This is a genomic window from Streptococcus oralis, from assembly GCF_003943825.1.
In the GTDB taxonomy this organism is placed as follows: domain Bacteria; phylum Bacillota; class Bacilli; order Lactobacillales; family Streptococcaceae; genus Streptococcus; species Streptococcus oralis_CD.
Genome location: NZ_RJNJ01000002.1, coordinates 153,849 through 171,625, shown reverse-complemented (window position 1 = coordinate 171,625; position 17,777 = coordinate 153,849). Strand labels below are relative to the sequence as shown.

Sequence of the window (17,777 nt, the reverse complement as noted above, 5' to 3'; positions counted from 1 at the left end):
ATTCATCAGTATAATGGAAATTCATCATAGTTCTCCTTGCTCGCTATCAGAATAAGTAATTCTCACTGACTTTAAAGTTTTCCCTCTATGAGTTTCTAAATACTGCCAATCTTCGTTTGTTTCTTGACGGCCACCATAATTGGTTTTATAGTTTAAATGATGATTAATTCCATATGAAAGAGTTCTTTCATCATTAAATTTAATTTCGACATCACAAGACCACGAACCTGGTGGGGTTGTATAATCAGGATTGGAAATCTTAATCTCCTCAATCCCTTCATAGGAATTCTTTAACGCATTCACCAAACTAACTTCATACTCTCTATTTCGACGTTCTTCTTGAGACTTCCCTAACAACCTAAACATAAAAACACCTCCTAATGTGATGAATACGAATAGTAAAACTATGAATAATGGTTTATAGCTTTTTCTTAATCTGTCTTTACTCATTATCATTCCCTCTTTTTCTCAGCAAATTCCGCATTGACACTATATACATTCTTCCCATACTTTAATTCATTGAGTTGTTTATCAGTATAACTAAATGCCATTATTGCTCTCCTTCGTCATTATTAGAATAAGTTACCCTAATTTTCGAAGCAGTTTTACCCTTGTTTTCATTTAAAAATTGTCGATCTTTTTCTCTATTTTCCCATTCCAATGAAGTATCTGTTATTTCTTCAGTGTCTAGAGAATATCCAACACTATACTTAATTTTTTCTTCATGTTTAAATTTGATTTCTACATCACAAGACCACGAACCAGGAGGGCTTGTGTATTCTGGATTGGAAATTTTAATCTCTTCAATCCCTTCATAGGAATTCTTTAAGGCATTCACCAAACTAAATTCATACACTCTATTCCGATGTTCTTCTTGCGATTTTCCTAACAACCTAAACATAAAAATAGCTCCTGCTGTGATGGTTGCGAGTAACAAAATGATTAGTATTCTTGTATGACTTTTTTTAATTCCAGAATTATTCATTTATGCTTTTCTCCTTTTTCTTATTATACAATATTCTAATCATTCTTAACAAAGTAAGGGGTAAAAATTATACTATATACTGAAAAATAGATTTCTAATTCTTAAAAAACCAAATCTTTTTTGATTTGGTTTTGAAGATTTATATTAATTTTATTCATACCGATTATACTCATCTTTTTTATGTATTACCATATAGCAGGATACCAAGATGACGAAAATTTTGATTAGGTAGGTTTCGTATCGATTAGTATCTATGGTTAGCTGAGACAAGACATTAATGATCGAATGTGTCATAACGCAAATCCAGAGACTCTTTGTTTTGATATAAAGAGCTGAGAGTATGAAAGAATTCGTCAGCAATCCAAATAAAAACGGTAGAATTTGCAGAGTTGCTAGGGAACCATCTATGTAAAAGAACAACAGATGCCAAATTGCCCAGCTGAAAAAGGTTAAGATTGTTGAGTAAAAATATGGCAACTTTTCTTGTAAAATTGGTTGAAAAACATATCGCCATCCAATCTCTTCTATACCACCAAAGACAATAAATTTGAAGAACATCAAAAATGGGAGATACCAGCTAAATTCTACTATTTTCCCACCAAACATTAGAAAAGAAAAATCAAGGATAATAAGGAAAAAAGATAATAAATAGTGTTTATAACTGGTATGAATGTTAAAAAAATCTTTTACAATCTTTTTAAAATGAATATGAAAATAGTGATTTGCAACAATTGTTCCCCAAAGAGCTGAAGAAATGCCACCTAGAAAGATTCCTAAAATAGATAATAGATTGGAATGAATAGAAAAATGATTCAAGAGAAAGAAAAGGAGACAAACTGATACTAACTGGCTAAATGTGCCTAGCAAATATACCGCAATTGCCTTATTTCTTTTCATTGAGAATCCTTTCAATAATATTTTACGTAAAATAAATTATGTAAACAGAACTTACAACAACAAATCCTTGACTTTTCCGATTTCACTTTTTGGAATCACCAGGTGAATCATATCCCCCAGATACATTCTAGTTGAGCCGTTAACTGTTTGGCTTTTGCCATTATGGACTTGGGTGGTGATGAGTACGTTATGTGGTAAATTGAGCTCGTGAACCTGTTTTCCAGCGATTTTGTCAGACACAGGGATTTCTATGAGGGTGACTTCTCCTTCGTCTGTCGCTTCTTCTGGTAGCATTTTTTCTAGCATAGCTTCATAGACTGGAGCACCCTTGAGCAGATCCATGACGATGTAGGCAACTAAGGTCACTAAGCCAAGTGGCATGAGGTTGCGAATATCTCCAACCATCTCGGTTACGAGTATCATAGCGGTTAAGGGAACCTTGGAAATTGCCCCAAAGTAGCCACTCATTCCCAGAATGACAAATATAGGAAATTGTTCCTGACTGACAAGCCCAAGGTTGACACAAATGACACCAACTAGGGCACCAAGTAAGGAACCAAGCGCCAAAATGGGTAGGAAAATTCCTCCTGGGAGGCCACTTCCATAACTAATCATACTCCAAACAAAGCGGATCAAAAAGTAAGCTAATAGAACTTGGAAACTAAAATTTTGCTCAGTTAAGGAAAGAACCAGCTGATTTCCACCACCAAGGATTTGTGGCAAGAAAATCCCGACTGGTATGATGAGAATAAAGGCGATAATTGGATAATATGCTCTGTCCAAATGAATTTTTTGACCAATCCAGTCATAAATTCGACCAACATTGAGTACAGCCTTCTCATAGAGAAAACCAGAAAGCCCGAGAAAAACTCCCATAAAGAGGTAAATCCAATACTGGTCTAGGGTCATGAGAGGAATGTTGTCTGGCATATCCAGTACGGGTGTTAGGCCAAATATGAGTAGTGAGACAAAGTTTGCTACGAGACTAGCTGCTAGAGTTGATACCCAGAAAAATCGTGAAAAATGGTGATAGACTTCCTCTACAACAAAGAGGAGACCTGCAATTGGTGCATTAAAGGCAGCGGCTAAACCTGCAGCAGCTCCACTGGCAATCAGGGAACGTTCCTCTACTGGGCTAGATTTGAGCCACTTGGCGATACCTTTACCACCAACTGCTCCAAGTTGAATACTTGGCCCTTCCCGACCTAGCATAAGGCCACTGGCAATAGCAAGAATACCTAGAATATATTTTTTCCAGAGGACACTCCACCAGTTAAGAGTCATTAGTCCCTTTAATTCGGCTTCGACTTGAGGAATTCCTGAACCCTTGATATCTTTTTCTGATCGAGTTAGTTTCGCACTAAGCCAGCAAACTATTACATAAAATAGGCCAATGATAAAAAGATTGCGCACTAAGTGCGCTTGATCTTGATAGAGTCCTTGTATCAGATGGAAACCCTTTTCGATTAAGAAACGAAAGGATCCGACGATTAGCCCGACGACGAGTCCAACAATGATTCCTCGCCCAACTTGGGATAATATGGTGCTTGAGGCAAAGGCAAATTCTTTCTTGGAACTGAATGTTTCTGACTGTTCCTCCATAATCATTTCCTCTTACTTGTCTTTCTTAGTTGAAACCAGTGTTTTGACTGGTTCAAAACTGGTTCGGTGAATTGGGGTGACACCTAATTTTTCCAGTCCTTCTAGGTGTTTAGCTGTTCCATAGCCTGCATTAGCTGTAAAATCATAGCCGGGATATTGGTTGTCATATTCCTTCATCAATTCATCCCGTGTCACCTTGGCCACTATAGATGCAGCTGCGATGGAGAGGGAGTTGGCATCTCCTTTGATAATGGAGGTTTGTGAAATTGGTAACTCCAGTTTCATGGCGTCTATCAAGAGGTGCTCAGGTTGCGGACTGAGCTGGGAGATTGCTTCTTTCATGGCTAGTTTGGTTGCTTCATAGATATTGACTTGGTCAATGACTTGATTATCCATGATTCCAATCCCGATTGCTAAGGCTTGGTCTTGAACAGCATGATAAATTTCCAGATGTTTCTTTTTAGGGATTTTTTTGCTATCGTTGAGGCCTTTAATCTTACAATTTTTGGGCAAGATAACAGCTGCAGCGACTACGGGTCCAGCCAGAGGACCACGGCCGACCTCATCAACACCTGCAATTAGGGTCAATCCTTGCTTATACAGTTCTTTTTCATAGGAAAGCATAGTTTCCAAACGAAGGTCTTCATCCAGTTCAGCCTGAATGGCTTTTTTACGCTTGTTGATTTCCTTTTGAACTCCAGAACGAGGATCTTTTTCGAATTCTAGAAAAAGAGGATTGTCTAATTCTTTGACAGTGGCAAGAAGTTCTTTGATTTCTTTAATCGTCGTCATCGATGTCGTCCAATGTATCTAAGGTATAGTTACCGAGTTTTCCATCACGGACTTCCTTGACGAAGAGGCTGTAAAAGCGGTCGTAGTCGTCTCGGAAACCAAGGGCACGGGTCATATCCATGATAATAACAGGTGCTTCTTCTTCTATTTTCATTTGTTTGAAGCGTTCAGCTAGCTTTTCTGGATAATGTTTTTTGAAATAATTGAGACCAAAAATGGTCACTTCATCCATTGGGAGTAGTTGATCTTTAATTGCCCCTGTTAGGGCTAGTTTCAAAGCAACGGTTTCGTCTTCGAACTTAGGCCAAAGAATCCCTGGTGTGTCTAGGATTTCCAGGTCTTTATTGGTTTTGAGCCACTGTTGCCCCTTGGTAACACCTGGTTTATTGCCGACAACTGCAATCTTTTTCCCAGCCAAACGGTTCATGAGAGTTGACTTACCGGCATTTGGAATTCCGATAATCATAGTCCGCAAGGTTTCGATCTTGATACCTCGTTCTTTCTGGCGTGCAATCTTATCAGCCATGAGCTTTTTAGCGGCATCCGTCACAACTTTTACAGTCACTTGCTCTTTGGAGTTGATAGCCAGAGTTTGGATTCCCTGTGATTCAAAATACTGACGCCATTCTTTGGTCATTGCAGGATCAGCCAGATCTGCCTTATTCAAAATCAAAAGCTTTGGTTTATCACCCACAATCTTGGTTAACATAGGATTTTGACTAGATAAAGGTAGCCGAGCATCCACCAAAATCGTCACAAAATCAACAAACTTTAAATTCTCCTGAACTTGCCGCCGAGCCTTAGACATGTGACCCGGAAACCATTGAATAGTAGCCATAATATTTTCCCCTTCCGACTAAAAAAACGTAGTAAAAACGTTTTCTTTCTTACTACCTATTCTATCATAAATGAGGAACTTTTGCACAGGCTTTGACCACAATAAATGATAAATAGTATTGGTCCGAAACATCCTTGATACCAGTAAGGATTTACTTGACTTTTTTTGTTTTCGGGTATATACTTAGTGTATACTAATTCGTGGAGGTAGTGCAATGAATACAGTAAAGACTCGAAAGGTGGGAAACTCTCTCACTGTGACCATTCCTAAAAATTTGGGTATGTCAGAAGGTCAAGAAATGGTTGTCTACAAAGGGATTGACGGAGTCATTGTCTTAGCTCCAAAACTGAAAGATCCTTTTGATGGAATTACTGATTTGAGAATGACAAACGATTTTGAAGGGGTAGGGTCACTTGATAGCGAAATTTGACTATATTCCTGAAAAGCAGGATATCATTTGGCTGGACTTTGATCCATCAGTCGGTCGAGAAATCCAGAAACGGCGACCTGCCTTGGTTGTTTCTAGGAGAGAATATGCCTTGCAAACTGGTTTTGTGGCTGTCTGTCCTATCACTCATGGCCAACAACGGTTGGCAGAAAAAGGCTTGCTCGTTCCTGTCTCGTCGGATAAGGTAGATGGTGCTGTCAATCCATTTCAACTTTATACCTTTGATTTTCGGATGCGTAATGCTCAAAAAATAACAAGAATGGACACACAATGTTTTCAGAAAGTCGTCCAACTTTACCAGTACATCTTTGGAGATACTTAAATCCTACCATGCATAGACAAGGTAGGATTTTTTCTATATGAGTAACCTATCTAAAAACGGATGAAGACAATTGAGGAGAATCCCTCTAGTCCAACTTTCTTGTGCAGATGATAGATGTTCTGCCTGAAGGCATTCTTTTAGAAAATCGCGGACTTGTTCTGGTGCAATTTCAAACTCAAAGACTTTCATCTTGTAGAAAAAGTCTATGAGATGCTCAGATAAGTAATCATCTGAAAAAGCTACTTCTCCACTTTTTCGAAATTCTAATAAGAGTCGAGCAAATCTGGATTTTTCATCAGGCAAATCACGAAAATAGGAATTAAGAAGCCAAGTCTGCTTCTGCTTTCGTTCAATCGGATCTTGATTTGCAATTCGCTGATCCTTTTCCAACTCCTTTTGGTTTTGTTTAGCCTTGATAGCCCGTTCGTCTCTATTCTTACCAAAGAGGATTTTTTCCCATTTTCGTTCTTCTTGGGTCAAGGTTTCTGTAAAGCCAAAGTAATCTTGATAGGCTCGTTCTGCAGGTCCCATAGCAAGAATGAGGTTGTCAGCGTATTGCTTGGCGATTTTATCTCTTTTCTTGCGTTCTTTCTCTGCTTGAATCCGTAAATGCTGCTCGTAGTCAATTTTCTCCTTGCCTAGTTTGACAAGGTAGAGTTGGTCATCGGTCTTACCAAGTAGAAAAGGTTTGATACACTTTTCCAGCACTTCTTCCATACGAGCCTTCTTATTTGGATCTGCCTTGGTCCAACTTCCGCCTTGAAAGACCTCTAGGAAGAGCTGATAGTCTCTCTCAGGCGCGAATTGATTGCCACGATTGGCTTTGAAAACACCTTTCTCCCAAAACCATTTTAGAAGTCGCTCGTCAAAATCGCTTTTATTAACCTTGATTTTTTCCTTTTTCTGAGCTTTTCTGGTTAGGTTTTCAACTTTTCTGAGTAGTTTTTCTTCCTCTTCTAGTTGCTGATCGAGGTTAATACGATGAAAATGGCGAACACAGTCGCTTCCGATAGGAAAGAGACGCTGAGCTGTGACAGTATTAAAGAGTTCGTAAGAGTATTTAATGGCATTCCCACAAACACAATTACTACGGCCAATACCATTAAAAATCAAGGAAACTTCATTCCATTCCTTGGTAGCTTGATCCCAAGTATCAGCTTTTGAAGCCTGTAAAACCGCATCGTGCAGGGATTTTCTAACTGGAAGTGTCATGAGGTCTCCTTTCTAGGTCATACTTTTACAACTTGAACCTCATCTTTGCCGAGTAAAATCAAGTATTTTTCAATGTTTTTAATCGAATAAGCTCGTGATAAAGCCTCTCCGTATAGGGCTAACTGACCACGGTAGCGGTCTATGAGTTGACTTAGTTGATCGTAACGGTCTGTCTTATAGTCGAAAAGAATAATTCTGTCCTCGTAAAGCAGATAGCCGTCCAAGATCCCACGAACAACAAAGTCTTCCTGACTCTTTTGGTCCCGCTTGAGCATAGAGAAAGGTTGCTCACGGTAGAGATGGTCAGTGTTGGTAAGAATCTCCTGACCAAGTGGTGTGTCAAAGAAAGCTAGGATTTTAGAAAGATTGATCTTATCTCTGACACCTGGGCTGGTTTGAACTTGTTTGAGAGTTTCTGTCAGGCTAGCAAGCGTTGGTCGCTGACTAAGGTCAATTCTCTGCATGAGTTCGTGAGTGGCACTACCAATCTCAGCTCCAGTTACTTTTTCTTTAGTTGAAAAATCAGGTAAATCAAAGCTGATTTTCTTCTCTGTTGATTGAGTTTGGTTAGTAATTTCTACCCCTTCCATATCCATAACGGGTTCGTAGAATTTCTTGATTTGGCTTGGGGTTTGAACGCTAGGAAGCTCAATGGCTGCACGGTGAAGAGTATTATAAACTTCCACCTCTTTCAGCATTTCCAAAGCTTCTTTGATAGTTTCAGACTGGCGGTTGTCTGCTTGAGAGCTGTCTTGTAAAGGGCTCTTGTTTTNCAATTCCCCGATAGCTTCTCTAGTCAACTGGTCTTCACCAACAAAGCGATAGCTAAAGTTGAGATTGTCCTTGGCAAAAACTTTACTGATAGCCCAGATCCAATCTTGGAAATTTCTTGCTTGCAGTCTGGTATTGCTATCTAATTTTCCGTTATTTGCTGCCGGGTATACCTTGGCTTCTAGCTTTTCGCGAGAGCCCTTACCGACAAGGTAGAGCTTTTTCTCAGCCCTCGTCATGGCAACATACAGCAGACGCATCTGCTCTGAATAGCTAGCCAATTGCAGTTCTTTCTCATTCTGCGTATAAGTTAGGCTAGGAATGGAGAGTTTGATGGTTTTAGGATAGTGTGCTTCCACTGCTCCTGTTTCCACTTTGGCAATGTATTTGACACCAAGCCCATTTTGACGACTGAGAATAACTTCTGACATCGAGTCTTGCTTGTTGAAGTCCTGATCCATGTTGAGGATAAAGACGTAAGGAAATTCCAATCCTTTGCTCTTGTGAATGGTCATAAGTTCCACGGCATTTTTAGGCGGTGCGACGGCTACGCTTGCGAGGTCATGCTGGGCTTCTAGGACTTGGTCAATCATACGGATAAAACGAGACAAGCCCTTGAAATTACTCTTTTCAAACTGGTCAGCTCGTAGAGCTAGGGCATAGAGATTGGCCTGTCTAGCTGAACCGTTTGGCAGGGCTCCAACATAGTCATAGTAAAAACGGTCATTATAAATCTTCCAAATCAAGTCATAGAGAGAGTGGGTTTTGGCATACAAGCGCCAAGAATCCAAGATATCCATGAACTGACTTAATTTTTCCGCTAGAGCTGTATGAATTAACTCTTTCTGGCTAGCTGCTTGTTTTTGAGCATTGACCAGTTTCTCATAGAGATTTTCTTGGACCTTATCTTCTACTTTCTGAAGGGACAAGCGTGCCAACTCGTCCTCATCAAAACCAAACATAGGAGACTTCATCAGAGCAACTAAGGCATAGTCTTGCAGGGGATTGTGAATGACACGCAGTGTGTCCAGCATAACTTGTACTTCTAGGGATTGGAGGTAATTGTTTTGCTCACCGTCGGTTTTAACTGGAATTCCGTACTCAGACAGGGCGAGGAGAATCTGGTCGTTTCGACTGCGGCTAGAGGTCAAAAGGGCAATTTCTTTGAAGGCAACACCTTTTTCCTGATGAAGCTTCAGGATTTCCTTGATGACCAGGCGCATTTCCCCAGTTAGTTTCGTGTCTGCATCACTTTCTTCTTCCTCTTGCACGTTGTCGTCCTTATCGTAAAGGAGAAATTCTGCCTTGTTGTCTGGATTAGGAGTCAGTTTGGTATTGGCAAAAACAAGATGGTGCATGCTGTCATAGTTGATTTCACCGACCTCTTGGTCCATAAGGCGTGCAAAAACATCATTGGTTGCAGACAACACTTCTGAACTACTACGGAAATTTTCCTTGAGGAGAATCAACTTGCCTTCTTGAGGATTCTGCGCATAGCGTTGGAATTTCTCATTGAAAATCTGCGGGTCTGCCTGACGGAAACGGTAGATGGACTGCTTGATATCTCCCACCATAAAGCGATTGTGACCATTCGACAGCAATTCCAGCATTCGTTCTTGAATGTGGTTAGTATCCTGATACTCATCAACCATGACTTCGTGGAATCGTTCCTGATATGCATCACGGACTTGTGGGAAATTCTCTAAAATCTCAATGGTATAATGGCTGATATCAGCAAATTCAAAGGCATTTTCCTGGCGTTTACGTTCACGATAAGCCTCCACAAAATCGCTCATAAAGTTTTGGAAAGTTTTAGCTAACTCCCAGGTCTCTCCATGATAACGTTCTTGATAGTCGAGAATCGTTATCTGGTCTGCTAGTTGTCCAAGTTTTGCAAACTGGGATTTTCTCTCCTCGTTATAAGCATCTGCAAGTGGCTTCAAATCAGCCTTTCGACTAGAGTTAGCAAGAGCCCGACCATTTTTCTCCTTAGAGATAGCAACAACATGTGAAAGAACTTTTTGATAAGCCTGACTATCAGACAAGTGATTTAAGGTGCCAATTTCATCCAAAACCTGTTGCACAGCTTCTAAATAGGCAGCTTTGGGAAACTCCTTAGCATCATTATCCAGATGATAACGGAAAAAGCTTTCCAAATCCCAAAGCGCCTGCTTGATTTGCTCGGTCAGTTTGTCTTTTTCAATTGCAAAGTCAGCTTCTTCAAACCCTTTGAGAAAAGAGTCGCTCAGCCATTTTTGGGGGCTACTGGTGGATTGAAGAAAATCATAGATTTTGTAGACTTGCTGGCGCAGACCACGTTCATCCTTGCCACGCCCTGCAAAGTTCTTAACCAAACGACTAAATTTCTCTTTATTTTCACCTTGGTAATGCTCTTCAAACACCTGATGAAAAACTTCATTTTTGAGGATTAACTGCTCACTTTCATTTTGTAGAATACGAAAATTGGGTGCAATATCAATCAGGTAGCCATGTTTACCGAGGAATTTTTGTGTGAAGGAGTCCATAGTTCCGATGGCCGCGTTGGGCAGATCTGCCAACTGTCGTCCCAAGTGTTGTTTGAGATCAACATCATCGGTTTCTTGGATCTGCTGGCTGATTTTTTTCTCCAAGCGTTCCTTGAGTTCGGTAGCAGCCTTGACAGTAAAGGTTGAGATAAAGAGTTGAGAAATTTCGACACCACGCGCTAACTGATCCAGAATACGCTCTGCCATGACAAAGGTTTTCCCTGAACCAGCAGACGCTGAGACTAGGATATTTTGCCCAGCAGTATAAATGGCTTCGATTTGCTCGGCAGTTTTCTTTTGTTCCTTGCTCGAACTCGCTTCTGCTTCTTGCAATTTTTGAATTTCTTCCTCAGTTAAAAAGGAAATAGGCTTCATCGATTCAACTCCTCTCTCATTTTTTCAAACCAAGCTTGCTTGAGTTTTTCTCCGACCAGTCGTTTGCCATCAGCTAGCTCTAACTTCTCTAGAAAACGAGCTTGACCTAGATGGTAGTTTGCTTCAAAGCCAGTAATAGCCTGATGTTGTTGAACGTATGGGGCAATACTTCTGCCATTCTCTGTGTATGGATTGATGGCGAACTGACCTTGTAAAATCTTCTCAGCTGCCTTCTTGTAAAGATGGGCATTGTAGTCCAATAAGAGCTGGAATTCCTCATCTGTCAGCTGATTGGCCTTGTTTTTGTTGTAAAATTCGCCCAAGTGACTGCTTTCTTTTTCTAAAAAGAGTCCTTGGTATTTCATTGACTTGCTAGCTTCAGCTACTGCTCCAGCCAAACTTTTAACAGCTAATAAAGATTGGACAGGCTCAGCCATTTCCAAGTACATAGCGCCGAAAAAGTTCTGCTCCCCTTCACTTTTTAGGGCAGCAAGATAGGTAGGCAGTTGGGAATTAAGCCCATTAAAGAAATGAGGAAACTGGAATTGGGTCAAACTAGACTTATAGTCCACCACTCCTAGTGCTCCATCAGCTTTCAAACGGTCGATTCGGTCAACCTTGCCTCGCACATGGACACTGCGACCATTATCCAATTGAATAAAGGCCTGGTCCTTGCCACCAAATGTTGCCTCCTCTTGGATGGTTTCAATGGCTGGATTATGACGAAGGATGTGGCCCGTAGTTCGCGCAACATCAAGAAGAACTTCCTTGGTAAATTGGGCTTCCAAACTTTCTTGATAAATAGCTTCAAATTCGCGTTCTTGGCTGGTTTCCTTGATAGCTTGCTCCAAACGCTGATCGAAGGAATTTTCAGCAGGTAGTTTCAAGGCACGTTCAAAAATACGGTGCAAGAAATTACCATGACTGCGAGCATCTGGACGCAGGCGCAATTCTTCCTGCAAACCTAAGACATAACGGAGGAAATAACTATATTCATTGCGGTAAAACTCCGTCAAACCAGAGGTAGACAGGTAAAACTCCTTGTCAGCAGGGTAGAGAGCCTGTAAGGTCTCTTTCTCTAATGGTTTGCTGCTTGGGCTAGTTGGGAGGGCTGGATTGGCAAGGCCTTTTTGGTCAAGTTTTTTCCCCATGACACGCGCCAGAACCTTAATAAATGTCAAATTATGCTCAGTATCAGTCGTCTCGCCCTGCTGATGATAGGCAACTAAGCTAGACAAGAGACTGTGATAAGAACCCATATCATCCTTAGACAGACTTTTTTGATGAATCTTCTTCTCTATTCGGCTAAATCCAAGACTCACCAGTTCCTGAAGATAGGCTGATTCCTTGCTCTCATTTTCATTGAGGAGGCTTGGAGCTGACAAAATCAACTGCTTACGAGCAGCATTGACTAAAGAAAGCATGGTATAGCGATTTTTCTTGAGGTTTTCACTACTTGCAATCAGTAATTGTGCTCCCTCTTCAGTCGCTTGGTTTAGGCTTTGTCTTTCTTCGTCTGTCAAAAGACTGGTGTTTTGCGCAATTTTTGGTAAATGATCCTGAGTCAGCCCGATGGCGTAGACAAAGTCAGCGGTCATAGGTGCAATCAGATCGTAACTCTGCACCAGAACAGTGTCCACTGTCGCTGGAATGGTGCGATACTGGGACAAACTCATCCCAGAATGGAGCAAGGCTAGGAAATCCTCTGGACTAACCTGTGAACCAGCAAAAACGGTCGCAAATTGTTCTAAAACATGGCAGAAAGCCTTCCAAACTTCGGCTTGTCTTTCCTGTTCTAGAGTTTCCATAGTAGCTGTCAATTCTTGCATCTGCTTGCTTAAAGCAGCATTTTTTAGAAAAGTATTCCACTTTTGCAAGAGATTTTCAGTCTTTTGCTTCCGACTGGCAAATAAGGTTTCAAGTGGCGCCAAAACTCGCAGACGAAGGGCATTCAAGCGTTCCAAATCAAATTTTCCATGGTGGGATTTGGTAAAGGTCTGCTGAAAAGCAGGCAAGCCATTGATGCCAAGGTAGCGGAGATATTGCTCAAAAGCATCAATATCCGCTTGGCTAAGGTCAGTATACAGACCAGTTCTGAGGAGATTAATCAAATCCTCCTGACGAAAACGGTAACGCTTCAAACGCAAAATAGATTCGACATACTGAGTCAAGGGATGATGAGCCATGGATTCACTTCTACCAAGATAAAAAGGAATCTGGTACTGGTCAAAAATAGTTTTCAGTGATAACTGATAAGATGCCACATCCCCCAGCAGAATACGGAAATTCTTGTAACTCAGTTCTGGGTGGTCATGTAATTTCTGACGAATGCTACGGGCTACTAATTCCAGCTCTTCTTTTTGCGTCAAACAAGACCAGATTTGCAGGTTTTCCCTGTCTTTCTCATCGATATCCAAGGTGAGTTCTGAAAAGTCATAAGAAGACTCCAGCAAACGAGAGGCCTTGTCAAAACTATCCATTTTCTCATGTGTCTGAGAACGATCCTGAGCAGTTGTTTGGTATTTTTCCCCCAAATGATGGAGAAATTCCACACTGGCTTGGTAGAGATTCCCTTCAGTGAACGGACTGATATAGGCTTTCTTGCTTGCATAAGCACCAATGACAATCTCGACACCTTTTCGATGGAGCAGATCCACCACATGCTCTTCCTCAGCAGAAAAACGGGTAAAGCCATCGATAACCAAGGCAATCTGACTAAAATCACTACTTACCTTGTCATTCTCAATAGCCTCAATCAAATGGGACAACTGACTTCCCTGAGCCAACTGACCTTGATTGAGATAGGCTGTTACTTTATCAAAAATCAAGAGTAAATCTGCTCTCTTGTCCTCATCCGTCAAACTTTCTAAGTCCAAAAAGCTCATCTGAGCAGTCGTCATCTCATGATAAAGTTCAACCAACTGCTGGATAAATTGAGATTCCTGCTTAATCGCACCATAAACACGCAAGTCCTTGGGATCTAGTTCCGCAAGACATTTATAAAAAGCCATCCCAAGACCGATGTCATCTAGACTCGTCTTAGCTGGCAAATCATTTAAAACCAGGTAACGAGCCATCTGAGCAAAACGCGTGACGGTAATCGCAAAAGAAGCCTGCTGGGACAAGCATTCCAGCACGGCGCGTTCCTTTTCAAATGAAAGAGAGTTGGGAGCAATGTAGAAAACCCGCTTACCAGCAGCAACTAGCTCTTCTGCCTCTCTCGTTAAAATTTCAGTCAAAGAAGTCCGAATATCAGTATAAAGTAATTTCATCTCAGCCTCGTTTGCTTTATCAAAGTTTCTTACTCTATTATAGCAAAGTTCGCTTCACAGTCCAAATCCAAAATTCTAGTTGATAATCATTTAATTAGCAAATCAATCATGCTTCATCATCCACTTTCATATGCTGAAAGATATAGAGGAAAAAGTCTTTGGAAACTTCAAAATGTCCATAGCGGAGGCGAGAAGTATAGTCTTTCCATTCAGGATGTTGTCTGGCTACTTCTATGGAACAATCTTTGACTGGCTGATAATACTCGACATTTCGTCTAAAGGGAAAGAATCCTTCAAATTGCTCTACTTGATAGGCTTTGTCATCTATAATTTTACCTACGGCTACAAAAGCCTGTAATTTATCTTGACTGTTCATATCGTATTTCGGACTATAGTATAAAAGATAGTCACCTTTTTTCATACGGTTTAAGGGGCCGCCCTTTCCATGACAGACCTGACAAAAATTTCCTTCAACTCCTCTTAAAACATGGTTCTTTGAAACAACTCCAACCCAATATCTAGGCATTTTTATCCTCCAACTCTACCAACATGCGATTAAAAACTTCTCTATCGTTAGATAGTTTTTCAAAAAATTCTTCATCAACACCTTCTACTAAAGGTAAAGCTTGATTGACCTTCTCTGCGCCAGACTTCGTCACTGAGACAAGTTTTGCCCGACTATCCTTTGGATGTTGATTGCGTTTAATGTAGTCCTTGTTCTCCAGTAGCCTAACAATCTGGGAAACCGTCATGACATCCATACCAGAGAACCGAGCAATATCAACTTGCGTCACATATTCCTCTCTATTAGACAGAAACAAGAGAGAGGTTAAAACGATAAATTGGGGCAAAGTGAGGCCAACTGATTTCAAAACTCTTTTTAAGTTGCTTTCCCACTTGTTGTAGACTTTGATGAAAAGAAGACCTGTAGACTCTGTTTCATCATTTTTGTAAATTGAATTAAATTGATACTTTGTCATTATTTCTCCTTGAATATTAAGTATACATATTATATAAGAATTTACTTTGTTTTTCAAGAAAAGGAAAGTCGAATGTTACAATTCTATCAGACATTTTATAGTCTATATGCTATAATAAAAGCAAAACACCTAGAAAAGGAAGTCTTATGATTAAACTACTAGCCTTGGATATGGACGGAACCCTCCTTAATGAAGCCAAAGAAATCCCGCAAGCCCACATCACTGCCATTCACCAAGCCATTGAAAAAGGTGTCAAACTGGTTCTCTGTACAGGTCGCCCGCTTTTCGGTGTCCTTCCCTACTATAAAAAACTAGGACTGGACCTCCAGAATGAGTATGTCATCGTCAATAACGGTTGTTCAACTCACCAGACCAGTGACTGGAATCTAGTTGACTGGCAAGAACTCAGTCCAGCTGACGTTGAATACCTCTATGACTTAGCAGAAAAAAGCGACGTCCAGTTGACCCTTTTTAATGAGGAACATTATTTTGTCCTCGGTGGCAAGCCTAATCAAATTGTTCAAAATGATGCCAAGCTCGTCTTTTCAGACCTGACTGAAATCTCCCTTGAGGACGCGACTAGTGGCAAGTATAGGATGTTCCAAGGTATGTTTTTAGGAACAAAAGAACAAACAGACGATTTTGAGCAGCGGTTTGCGACAGAACTCTGCCAACGATTTAGCGGCGTTCGTTCGCAGCCAGTCATTTATGAAGCGATGCCACTTGGAACTACCAAGGCTACTGCTCTTTCTCGACTAGCAGCGATTTTGAAGATCGAGCCCTCAGACATTATGGCCATGGGCGATGCCAATAACGATATCGAAATGCTTCAGTTTGCAGGACTTGGCATTGCTATGGGAAATGCCAGCGACCATGTCAAATCCCTTGCTAATGACGTTACAGTCAGCAATGAAGAAGAAGGCGTTGCACGCGCCATTGAGAAGTATATTTTATAAAAAGAAAAGCAAATAGCAGTAATTTCTGTCTATTTGCTTTTTTGCTATTTAACCAAATAAGCAATCAGGGTAATAATCCATAAATGCGCTGGGTAGAAAATATAAAAGAAATATTTACTCCAACTGGTTTCTTTTCCTCGCTGTCCATTATAAAGTGCCATAAAAGGAAATACGGTGATAAAGAGCCAGTCAGAATTGTAAAGCATCATTTCCAGTGTTTGGTGCCAAGTGTCGTAAATTTGGATGGAAGTCACTAACAAGAAGGCCCACAGAAAGGCATATAGGAGATTTCGCAATCCCTTGCGTCTTCGACAAGAGTAACTAATCAAGAGAAATGGTAGCATGGTGATACCACCCTCGGTAAAAAGACAACCGAAAATCAAGAGACCTGCAACCCCAATCCGACGCCACAACTTCTCCTTTTTATCCAACTCTTTTCTGGGAAAACCAATCCAAAGCATGGTGACACCGATGGCCAAAGTAAAGAAAATATTATTATTGACCATTACTCCTTTGGATGCAAATAGGGCATTGAGTAGGCTATTTCCGGCAAACATGATAAGCGCCCAAGACCAGAGACGGATGAGGTAGTTTTTCAAACTTCGAGTATGGATAAATCCTTCCATAGCCATATAGGCAAACCAAACTCCCACACAACGGGTCAAGGCGTGAAAGATACCTTCCCACAGAGGAGAAACGATCCCGGTAATATGTGGGATATGGTCTAGAACCATTACTGCCGCCATCAGATACTTCAACTGCGTCGCATTCCATTTTTTCATAATAAACCTCTTTCTTTTTGATTTACATAGAGTATAGCATACATTTCCACGTATAATCGTACACTCATCTTACATTTAAAAAGCCTATCTTACATTTTTGTAAGACAGGCGTGAATATCAAAAATTTATTATAAAATTTATCTTCTAGTCGGTAATCCGTTGGTACATTTCTGGTCTTCTATCTCGAAACAGTCCCCAGTTGAGGCGTTCACTTGCTCCCTTATCAAGGTCATAAGTTGCTAACAGAACAGCTTCTCCTTGCCTTTCAGCTTTCTCTAGAATAGCTCCTATTTCATCCGTCATAAAGGACGAACCGTAGAAGTCAAGACTGGAACTTTGTCCACCATTTTCCTCACTAGGAGTGACTTCCTCCAAACCGTAACGATTGGCTGCAATGACTGGGACAATATTAGCTGCTGCGTGCCCTTGCATGGTACGTTGCCAGTGACCACAACTATCCGTATCCAAAATCGGCTCTGAACCGATAGCGGTTGGATAAAAGAGCAATTCAGCACCATTCAATGCAAGACAGCGCGCTGTTTCAGGGAACCATTGATCCCAACAGATACCGATCCCAATCTTAGCGTAGCGAGTATCCCAGACCTTGAAACCAGTGTTGCCAGGCGTAAAATAAAATTTTTCTTGATAATAATGATCATCTGGTATGTGGGTCTTCCGATAAACACCCAGCACTTCACCATCTGCATCAACGACGGCAATAGAGTTATACAAGACATTGCCATCTTTTTCGTAGAAACTAATGGGTAGAACAACTTCTAGTTCCTTAGCAATCACTTTAAAATGCTGGATGGCGGTATTTTCTGTCACTGACTGGGCATACTGGTAGTAGTCATATTGGCGTTCCTGACAGAAATAGGGACGTTCAAACAACTCGGGTAAGAGAATGATTTGTGCGCCTTGTTCTGCAGCCTGACGTACTAGACGTTCCGCTGTTTGGATATTTGTCGCCACATCCTTGGCGCATTGCATCTGGATCGCTGCAACTTTAACATTTCTCAT

At 40.9% G+C, this 17,777-nt stretch carries 16 protein-coding genes; 3 read left to right on the top strand and 13 right to left on the bottom strand.

Annotated elements, in window-relative coordinates:
* Positions 1-24: 24 nt before the first annotated feature.
* The 6 genes from D8863_RS02545 to ylqF all read right to left on the bottom strand — a co-directional run bounded on the left by D8863_RS02545 (position 25) and on the right by ylqF (position 5,114).
* Positions 25-450, bottom strand: a complete 426-nt coding sequence (locus D8863_RS02545; protein ID WP_185761435.1) for a hypothetical protein — start codon at positions 448-450, stop codon at positions 25-27.
* A gap of 100 nt (positions 451-550) precedes the next feature.
* The gene (locus D8863_RS02540; RefSeq protein ID WP_125440980.1) at positions 551-985 is read right to left on the bottom strand and encodes a hypothetical protein; all 435 of its coding nucleotides are present in this window, start codon (positions 983-985) and stop codon (positions 551-553) included.
* Positions 986-1,135: 150 nt separating this feature from the next.
* The gene (locus D8863_RS02535) at positions 1,136-1,882 is read right to left on the bottom strand and encodes a CPBP family intramembrane glutamic endopeptidase (RefSeq protein ID WP_125440979.1); all 747 of its coding nucleotides are present in this window, start codon (positions 1,880-1,882) and stop codon (positions 1,136-1,138) included.
* A 51-nt stretch (positions 1,883-1,933) separates the two neighbouring features.
* Entirely contained in the window at positions 1,934-3,484 is a 1,551-nt protein-coding gene (locus tag D8863_RS02530) for a ClC family H(+)/Cl(-) exchange transporter (RefSeq protein ID WP_125440978.1), read from the bottom strand.
* Positions 3,485-3,496: 12 nt separating this feature from the next.
* A complete protein-coding gene (rnhB, locus tag D8863_RS02525) occupies positions 3,497-4,276 on the bottom strand; it encodes a ribonuclease HII (RefSeq protein WP_000207519.1) in 780 nt (259 codons plus the stop codon).
* Positions 4,263-5,114: a ribosome biogenesis GTPase YlqF gene (gene ylqF, locus D8863_RS02520; RefSeq protein ID WP_000201310.1), complete on the bottom strand. Its 852-nt coding sequence runs from the start codon at positions 5,112-5,114 to the stop codon at positions 4,263-4,265. The genes rnhB and ylqF overlap by 14 nt, the downstream gene beginning before the upstream one ends.
* Before the next feature lie 214 nt (positions 5,115-5,328).
* Between ylqF and mazE the strand changes: the two genes are divergently transcribed.
* Both mazE and D8863_RS02510 read left to right on the top strand, forming a co-directional pair.
* The gene (gene mazE / locus D8863_RS02515; protein ID WP_070567369.1) at positions 5,329-5,544 is read left to right on the top strand and encodes a type II toxin-antitoxin system PemI/MazE family antitoxin; all 216 of its coding nucleotides are present in this window, start codon (positions 5,329-5,331) and stop codon (positions 5,542-5,544) included.
* Complete coding sequence (locus tag D8863_RS02510) at positions 5,528-5,884, top strand: type II toxin-antitoxin system PemK/MazF family toxin (protein WP_125440977.1); 357 nt, start codon at positions 5,528-5,530, stop codon at positions 5,882-5,884. The genes mazE and D8863_RS02510 overlap by 17 nt, the downstream gene beginning before the upstream one ends.
* A 33-nt stretch (positions 5,885-5,917) precedes the next feature.
* Here the strand turns inward: D8863_RS02510 and D8863_RS02505 are convergent, their stop codons facing one another.
* From D8863_RS02505 to D8863_RS02485, 5 genes are all read right to left on the bottom strand, one after another.
* Entirely contained in the window at positions 5,918-7,096 is a 1,179-nt protein-coding gene (locus D8863_RS02505) for a hypothetical protein (protein WP_125440976.1), read from the bottom strand.
* 17 nt (positions 7,097-7,113) lie between these two features.
* On the bottom strand, positions 7,114-10,767 hold the full coding sequence (gene addA / locus D8863_RS02500; RefSeq protein WP_125440975.1) for a helicase-exonuclease AddAB subunit AddA: 3,654 nt from the start codon (positions 10,765-10,767) through the stop codon (positions 7,114-7,116).
* A complete protein-coding gene (rexB, locus tag D8863_RS02495; protein WP_125440974.1) occupies positions 10,764-14,039 on the bottom strand; it encodes an ATP-dependent nuclease subunit B in 3,276 nt (1,091 codons plus the stop codon). Before rexB ends, addA begins: the two co-directional genes overlap by 4 nt.
* A gap of 106 nt (positions 14,040-14,145) precedes the next feature.
* A complete protein-coding gene (locus tag D8863_RS02490) occupies positions 14,146-14,565 on the bottom strand; it encodes an EVE domain-containing protein (protein ID WP_125440973.1) in 420 nt (139 codons plus the stop codon).
* Positions 14,558-15,019, bottom strand: coding sequence for a MarR family winged helix-turn-helix transcriptional regulator (locus tag D8863_RS02485; RefSeq protein WP_125440972.1), 462 nt, complete (start codon positions 15,017-15,019; stop codon positions 14,558-14,560). The genes D8863_RS02490 and D8863_RS02485 overlap by 8 nt, the downstream gene beginning before the upstream one ends.
* Positions 15,020-15,165: 146 nt before the next feature.
* Between D8863_RS02485 and D8863_RS02480 the strand changes: the two genes are divergently transcribed.
* A complete protein-coding gene (locus D8863_RS02480) occupies positions 15,166-15,975 on the top strand; it encodes a Cof-type HAD-IIB family hydrolase (protein ID WP_125440971.1) in 810 nt (269 codons plus the stop codon).
* A gap of 44 nt (positions 15,976-16,019) precedes the next feature.
* On the opposite strand, the gene D8863_RS02475 is transcribed toward D8863_RS02480, so the two are convergent.
* Entirely contained in the window at positions 16,020-16,757 is a 738-nt protein-coding gene (locus D8863_RS02475) for a TraX family protein (protein ID WP_125440970.1), read from the bottom strand.
* 144 nt (positions 16,758-16,901) lie between these two features.
* A complete protein-coding gene (gene aguB / locus D8863_RS02470; protein WP_125440969.1) occupies positions 16,902-17,777 on the bottom strand; it encodes an N-carbamoylputrescine amidase in 876 nt (291 codons plus the stop codon).

Bases quoted from the DNA above. Each gene is read 5' to 3' on its own strand.
- D8863_RS02475 (WP_125440970.1), bottom strand. From the start codon at position 16,757: ATGAAAAAATGGAATGCGACGCAGTTGAAGTATCTGATGGCGGCAGTA.
- D8863_RS02540 (WP_125440980.1), bottom strand. From the start codon at position 985: ATGAATAATTCTGGAATTAAAAAAAGTCATACAAGAATACTAATCATT.
- D8863_RS02505 (WP_125440976.1), bottom strand. From the start codon at position 7,096: ATGACACTTCCAGTTAGAAAATCCCTGCACGATGCGGTTTTACAGGCT.
- D8863_RS02535 (WP_125440979.1), bottom strand. From the start codon at position 1,882: ATGAAAAGAAATAAGGCAATTGCGGTATATTTGCTAGGCACATTTAGC.
- D8863_RS02480 (WP_125440971.1), top strand. From the start codon at position 15,166: ATGATTAAACTACTAGCCTTGGATATGGACGGAACCCTCCTTAATGAA.
- rnhB (WP_000207519.1), bottom strand. From the start codon at position 4,276: ATGACGACGATTAAAGAAATCAAAGAACTTCTTGCCACTGTCAAAGAA.
- D8863_RS02530 (WP_125440978.1), bottom strand. From the start codon at position 3,484: ATGGAGGAACAGTCAGAAACATTCAGTTCCAAGAAAGAATTTGCCTTT.
- ylqF (WP_000201310.1), bottom strand. From the start codon at position 5,114: ATGGCTACTATTCAATGGTTTCCGGGTCACATGTCTAAGGCTCGGCGG.
- rexB (WP_125440974.1), bottom strand. From the start codon at position 14,039: ATGAAATTACTTTATACTGATATTCGGACTTCTTTGACTGAAATTTTA.
- aguB (WP_125440969.1), bottom strand. From the start codon at position 17,777: ATGAGAAATGTTAAAGTTGCAGCGATCCAGATGCAATGCGCCAAGGAT.
- mazE (WP_070567369.1), top strand. From the start codon at position 5,329: ATGAATACAGTAAAGACTCGAAAGGTGGGAAACTCTCTCACTGTGACC.
- D8863_RS02545 (WP_185761435.1), bottom strand. From the start codon at position 450: ATGAGTAAAGACAGATTAAGAAAAAGCTATAAACCATTATTCATAGTT.
- D8863_RS02490 (WP_125440973.1), bottom strand. From the start codon at position 14,565: ATGCCTAGATATTGGGTTGGAGTTGTTTCAAAGAACCATGTTTTAAGA.
- D8863_RS02485 (WP_125440972.1), bottom strand. From the start codon at position 15,019: ATGACAAAGTATCAATTTAATTCAATTTACAAAAATGATGAAACAGAG.